5 protein-coding genes are annotated in these 6,518 nt (G+C 38.6%); all 5 read left to right on the forward strand.

Annotated features, from left to right (window positions below; genetic code table 11):
• Window positions 1-8 precede the first annotated feature (8 nt).
• The 5 genes from CWB76_RS18515 to CWB76_RS18535 all read left to right on the forward strand — a co-directional run bounded on the left by CWB76_RS18515 (window position 9) and on the right by CWB76_RS18535 (window position 6,318).
• Window positions 9-1,160 (forward strand): hypothetical protein, encoded by a 1,152-nt coding sequence (locus tag CWB76_RS18515; RefSeq protein ID WP_138609597.1) that lies wholly within the window; start codon window positions 9-11, stop codon window positions 1,158-1,160.
• A 2-nt stretch (window positions 1,161-1,162) separates the two neighbouring features.
• Window positions 1,163-1,741: a GspMb/PilO family protein gene (locus CWB76_RS18520; protein ID WP_138609599.1), complete on the forward strand. Its 579-nt coding sequence runs from the start codon at window positions 1,163-1,165 to the stop codon at window positions 1,739-1,741.
• Window positions 1,738-2,232: a hypothetical protein gene (locus CWB76_RS18525; RefSeq protein WP_138609601.1), complete on the forward strand. Its 495-nt coding sequence runs from the start codon at window positions 1,738-1,740 to the stop codon at window positions 2,230-2,232. The genes CWB76_RS18520 and CWB76_RS18525 overlap by 4 nt, the downstream gene beginning before the upstream one ends.
• 31 nt (window positions 2,233-2,263) lie before the next feature.
• Window positions 2,264-4,324: a secretin GspD/PilQ domain-containing protein gene (locus tag CWB76_RS18530; protein ID WP_138609603.1), complete on the forward strand. Its 2,061-nt coding sequence runs from the start codon at window positions 2,264-2,266 to the stop codon at window positions 4,322-4,324.
• Between the two features lie 677 nt (window positions 4,325-5,001).
• The gene (locus CWB76_RS18535) at window positions 5,002-6,318 is read left to right on the forward strand and encodes a Slr4 family S-layer protein (protein ID WP_138609605.1); all 1,317 of its coding nucleotides are present in this window, start codon (window positions 5,002-5,004) and stop codon (window positions 6,316-6,318) included.
• Window positions 6,319-6,518 lie beyond the last annotated feature (200 nt).

A 6,518-nucleotide genomic window follows, 5' to 3' on the forward strand; every position in this document is an offset into this window, starting at 1 on the left:
AGTATTTAATGATCAAAACTAAACTCACAATATGGATAAAAAAATGGCTTTGCAATAATGTAGTTTACTACAGCGATAAGCCGTATAACTTAGTGTTAAATGCTCAGCAGCAATTTACCTTACAGCTAACTGAAGGGGAGCAAAAAAATACTCCTTTACTGCAAATTGTAGGGCGTAAGCATTACATAGAGCACAGTGAGCAATATCCAGTCACAAATAAAAAAGAACTGGCAAGCATAATAAAAATGAACAACCAAAGTGCTGATAACGAGCTGCATAGTCACAATGCTTATATTATTAACAGCCAAGGGAGCGACCAAAGTAAAGTAACCTACTGGCGGTTTTTACCTCTACCCGCTGCGTGGTTAAACTTGCCAGAAACCCTATTACTTAGTAATACTCTAACGGCAGATCAAGTTATAAGTGCACGTGCTTTTGCCGCCATGTATGTAACAAAACATCAGCAAAGCGTATATTCAGCATTGGCAAGCCCACTAATTAATAGCCCAGAGCGTTTTGCTAGTATGTTTGGCGTGCCTTGCAAGCGAATTATAAATATTGAAGAGCCGACCCATTACGCACAAGCGTTAATTGCCGGGCTTAAACAACAATCTATAAAGCAGCTCGTTACTTTTTTTACCCCGCCAACGTCAGTAATTAATAAAGCATTAATTAAAAAAACGAGCCTAATTGTTGTTGCTTTATGCGCGCTGTATGGTGGTTTAACCAGTGCTTATTTAGGGTATAAAACTCATAAGGTACAAACACAGTTAGCGCAAAACAAAAGCAGCGTAAATCAAGCGTTAAACACCCTAGAACAATTTGAAGCCACTAACGAGCAATTGAACGTACTACAAGGTTTTACGCAAAACCAACGACTAGCCAGCTCGTTATTTTTTGTATTACAACAATTGGTGACCAGTGCAGAGCTCACTAATATACGTTTTGAAGATAACCGTTATATTATTCGCGGAACTGCAAATAAGGCTACCGATGCTTTGCAAATTATAATCAATAACCCACGAACTAATAACGCTAAATTTGACTACCCCTCACGTAAAGAGCGCCGCGGCGAAAGCTTTGTAATTAGCTTTACCTTAAATACTTTGCAAGATCAAAGTATCCCCCAAATGCCTAACACAAAAAGCGAGGCTAAATAATCATGTTTGATTTAAAGCAGCCAAAACATCAGTTAGCTTTAGGGGCGCTTGTTATATTAATAGCGCTGAAGTTTTTAATTGTGCCGTTATTCGACTGGCAAAATAGCCAATTAGCGCAATTAGCTAACTTACAAAAACGGGCGGTTAAATCGCAAAATGTGATTATTAACCAAAGCCAAATTAACCAAGCTCAGCAAACTATTAATGCTCAGCTAAAGGCTGTTAATAGCCTATTTGTTGACTACCAACGCGAAAGCGAATTTAAGTTAGCCATGCAGCAACAAATAGAGCAAATCATTGCCAATAATCAGCTGCAAATTAACACCAGTAGTTGGTTACCCAGTATAACTGTTGCCAACAACCAGTTAATACGCCACCAGTTACGGTTAAACTTAAAAGGTAAAATGCGCGACTTTATTAACTTAATTATATTGCTTGAAAGCAAAACGCCTAAAGTTGAGCTTAAAAGCCTAAATATAAATTTAAAAGGCCAAAATAATGAAAGTTTAGGTAGAGTAGAAGGGACCGTTGAGTTGGCTTTTTACATGCACCAAGCACCGAATACAGGGGAAGCGCAATGAACAAACTAATGTTAGCTGTAATTGCCCTGATGTTACTTGTACTTATTAGCGACTTTACCAGCCGTTTTGTACAAGGTGAACCACAAGCAAACAATAGCTTTAATTCGCAAACTAATAACGTACAGCCCTTGCCCTTGCTTTCACAACATGCAAAGCAGCAGTTAACTGGTTTATTTAGTAACTACGATAAGGTTGAACCCGCCACAGAAACAGAACAAGGGCTAAATGCCGCTAAGCAAGCTGCACAAACTGGCGAGCTGCTTAGTGTGTTTGCAGGTGATTTAGAGTTAAAGTTAAAAGCAGTGATTTATACAACCACACCCTATGCCCTTATTGAACAAACTAATATAAACACTCAGCAAACGCAGTTGGTAAAATATACTAGCTCGCAAAGCGTAGCAGGGTACACCCTTACTATAATGTCAAACACGCAAGTTGCATTGAGCAAAAATAAGCAGCAAATTACCTTGGTAATGTACCAACGTGGTTAACTACGCGACTATTAAACGGCACGGAAACACTATGAAACACAGTAAAACACTTATTTTAGGCTTATTGGCAAGTGGCGTATTGGCCGGTTGTAGCACCACTCATAATGGTTTGTCGCCAGCGCCTTCGTATTTACAAAAAAATACTACTGTAAGCGTAAAAGCAAACAAAGAGCCGCAATCAACAAATCCAGACAACAACAAAACCGCGGCACAGCACGGCATAACGTACTTAGAACCATTGACAAATAATAAAACCAGCCAAAGCGAGCAGGCAAATTTAGCTGATAAGTTTAGTAATTCCGAACGTGTAAAGCTTACCGCTGATAGTTTATTAGTAAAAGACTACCTACATTACGTATTTGGTGAGCTACTTAATGTAAATTACATTTTAGGCGAGCAACTTAATAACTCAAAAGATCGGGTAACCCTGAACCTGCAAGACGAGCTCACCAAACGTAAGCTATTTACGCTAAGTGAGCAAATGCTGCGAGAGCGTAATATATTAATACGTTACCAAGACGGTATTTATTACATTCATAAAAGTGATGACGGCGTATCAAGTAATTTGGTTTATGGTTATGGCGCCAACCCTGAAGATGTACCCAATACTTCGAATGAAATAGTTCAGCTTGCTCCTTTTAAAGCCGGGATGCAAACCTCATTAGCGAATACTATAAAGCAATTAACTAAAGTTGATGCACGACCTATGTTCGATCAACAGGCAATTATGTTTAAAGGTAAACGCAGTGATATAATAAAAGCCCTTGAATTTATGCAATTAGTTGATCGCCCATTATTTAGAAATCGCTCTATTGGCATGTATAAATCTACTTTTATCCCGGTTGAGGAGCTTAGCAAACAGTTACAAGATTTGATGAAGCAAGAGGGCATATCGGTCAGTATTAATGCATCAAGTGAGCAGGCTATATCTATTGTACCTATAGAGCGTACTAATACAATGGTATTTTTTACTAACGATAAACGTTTCATACAGCGTACACTTTATTGGGCTAAACAACTTGACCAACCAGCAGATGGTAATCAAGAGCAATATTTTGTATTTAATCCGGAGTTTTCAAGAGCAACCGATCTGGGTGAAAGCTTACAAATGCTGTTAGGTGGCGGGGCTTCACAAGCGTTAAGTAGCAGCACCTCTGCTACAAGCCAAAATAACCAAGCCAATAGTAATAATTCAAACAAAATTAAGCGTAATATATCGGTAAATGCCGATGGTATGAAAATGGTGGTTGACGAGCGCTCAAACGCCTTAATTTTTTACACCACGGGTGATGATTATCGTAATTTGCTACCCATGATCAAGCGCCTTGATATTATGCCCAAGCAAATAGTGCTCGAAATGATGATAGCGGAGGTCACGCTTACCGATGAATTTAAGCAAGGTGTTGAGTTTGCCCTTACCAATCAAGGAGCTAGTAAGCAGGGCGGATTCAATCTTGAAAATGGCGGCTCTGGGCTTTCTTATGTGTTAAGTGGTACAGCAGGTAAATTGGAGTTTAATTTATTACAAAAAGATACCTACGTGAATGTGCTCTCGCGCCCAAGTTTAGCTGTACGCGATGGCGTACAAGCAAGTATTACTGTGGGTAACCGCATTCCTATTGTGGGCGATATTATTACTGATCCTGTTAATGGCTCACGCACCTCGGTAGAGTACTTAGAAACTGGCATAGACTTACAAGTTACCCCCACTGTAAATGCCCAAGGGGTGGTACTAATGGAAATAACCCAAAAAATAAGTAATCAAGCTAATAGCAGTGGTGCTGAGGGTAACCCGATTATTTTTGAGCGCTCATTACAAACGGAAGTGATAGCCGGTAATGGTCAAACTATAATGTTAGGCGGGCTTATAAGCGAAAATAGCTCGTTGACTGACCGCCGAGTCCCGTTTTTTTCAAGTATACCAATATTTGGTCGTTTATTTGACGGCACCGATAATAATACTAATAAAACAGAGCTCGTTGTGTTAGTAACTCCACGTATTGTTGACTCTACCGCTGAATGGGAAAGTATATACAGTGAATTTAAGCAAGGCATGAGCGAGCTAAAACTGTCGGATGTTGAGGAGAAGTGACACGCCGTGAAGGGTGAGGTGTGAAGTGGTTTTTACTCTTAACCCTTTGCGCTTTACCCTTCAGTGTGAAGTGTAAAGAGGGAGGTGTGAAGTGTGGTGTTTTACCCTTCACTCTTTGCGCTTCAGGCTTTACTTTCGAGTGTGAGGTGTAAGATGTGGTTTTTACTCTTAACCCTTTTCGCTTCACGCTTTACTTTTCAGTGTTTCACCCTTAACCCTTTACTCATCCCTCTTCACCATTAACAACCAAACTAAAGCTTTTACTCTAATTTATGTAAAAAAAGCGTAAATAATTATGAAAAACAATCCTTTAGTATTATTGTTTTTTTTATGGTTGTTATTAAACTGCAGCGCATAGTTTAATGTTTGTATATCCATGTACCTATAATTGTAAGTATATGTTATATAATAAATAGTTGATTTTATATCTACTGTGTTAATTGTTAACCTGCTGATTTTAAAGGTGTTAAAAACCTTGCTGGCAGTGTCATAAAGCGGTAACATAAATGCATTAGTTTTAAATAGGTTAATTGCTTGACAATAAACTAACAATGTTTAGACTAACTCTTGGTATGACTAGTAGTCACTTAGGTGACGGCCTATGGTGCATGGTCAGCCAATATACTTTTATAGGGAACAATGAAAGTTCCTGTTTCATGAAACTCGGAGAATAAAAAATGTTTAAAAAAACTTTATTAGCGCTAGCGCTAACTAGTGTTGCTGGTGTTGCTAACGCAGGTGCTATCAGTGTTTCTGCAGTAAACAATATCTCAATTGAAGGTAATGCTACTACTGCAAACGCAGGTAAAGTATCTGCAGCTGACTTAGGTACTATTACTTTAAACCCAGCTAGCGATTACATTACAAATGACTTGTTAGTTGTTACTGTTGCCGGTGCTAAATTTGATACAACTTCAACACCTACAGCTGTTTCTACGCAAGGTACTAATCCAGCTGTATTTGATTTCGTAGATTTCTCAGATAGCAATACGGCTCGTTTCCGTGTATCACAAAATGACCACGCTAAGGCTGATGATATAACAATTGCTGGTTTTGACCTTCTTTCAGGTACTCCATCAGACAAGCAAAAAGTTACTTTTGCTTCAAAAGCAATTTCAGTTAACCCTTTAATTGGTAACTACGACACTTCTAAAGCTGTTGAAGTAGCTCAATATGTTAACCAAGTAAAATATACTGTTACTAAGCTTGACGGTGTAGTTGCTACTGGTAAAGGTCGCGCGGAATTTTCTTCAGGCCTTAACGATACTCTTACTCTAGCTGCAACAAATGACTCAACTGCAGTAGACGCACTTACTCTTACTAAAGAAGAGCATGTAATTAAAGGTAACTTCTCTTACCTTGCGGATTACGATCTAGCTGCTAATGGTGGTGATGCTGATGGTGTTGTTGAAGCTGCTGAACTTGCAAATGCTTTAACTACAACTGGTTTCGGCTCTCCTGTACTTTCAGTTGATGCTGGCCTAACTACATTAACTATTAAGGATGCTACATTACCTGCAGCAACTTCTACAGTTCAGTTCAATGTTGTTGGTCAAACAAACGGTGGATCAGTAATTACAGCTCCTCAGTCGTTTACAGTTGATTCATCAGTTGCAGATGCTACAACTACAATTACCCTTGCTACAGCTTCTGCTGGTTCTTGGACTTTAGACGGTTCTACAGATGACATCGAACTTATGCCTTTCGGTTCACAATACGCACAGTCTATCACTGTTGCTAACCGTGGTTCTGTTGAAGGTGCTATCACTGTAACGCTTAAAGCTGGTGGCATGACTTACTCTAAAGAGCTTGCTCAAGCTGCAACTGCTAACTCAGTAACAGACATCAGCGCTGAAGTTGCTGCTTTTGCTGCTGAATCAGGTGTTAAAGGTAACGCACACGTAAACGTAGTTGTTAACGCTCCATCAGGTAACATTGGTGTTAAAGGTGTTTACTACCACAAAGCTTCACAAGATCGCGTATTAACTTACTAATATCGATTTAGCAAAAGCTAATTAATAAAAAGCGAGCTTAGGCTCGCTTTTTTTATGTTTAATTTTAAATATTTAGTCTAACACTAAACTTTTAATTAATATTCACCATTCACCATTCACCATTCACCATTCACAATTCACAATTAACAATAAACAATAAAAAATAAAAAATTAAAAAATCAAAATAAAAATAAAAAAAT

This window comes from Pseudoalteromonas sp. S1609 (assembly GCF_005887255.1).
Taxonomy (GTDB): domain Bacteria; phylum Pseudomonadota; class Gammaproteobacteria; order Enterobacterales; family Alteromonadaceae; genus Pseudoalteromonas.

Bases quoted from the DNA above. Each gene is read 5' to 3' on its own strand.
- CWB76_RS18515 (WP_138609597.1), top strand. From the start codon at position 9: ATGATCAAAACTAAACTCACAATATGGATAAAAAAATGGCTTTGCAAT.
- CWB76_RS18520 (WP_138609599.1), top strand. From the start codon at position 1,163: ATGTTTGATTTAAAGCAGCCAAAACATCAGTTAGCTTTAGGGGCGCTT.
- CWB76_RS18525 (WP_138609601.1), top strand. From the start codon at position 1,738: ATGAACAAACTAATGTTAGCTGTAATTGCCCTGATGTTACTTGTACTT.
- CWB76_RS18530 (WP_138609603.1), top strand. From the start codon at position 2,264: ATGAAACACAGTAAAACACTTATTTTAGGCTTATTGGCAAGTGGCGTA.
- CWB76_RS18535 (WP_138609605.1), top strand. From the start codon at position 5,002: ATGTTTAAAAAAACTTTATTAGCGCTAGCGCTAACTAGTGTTGCTGGT.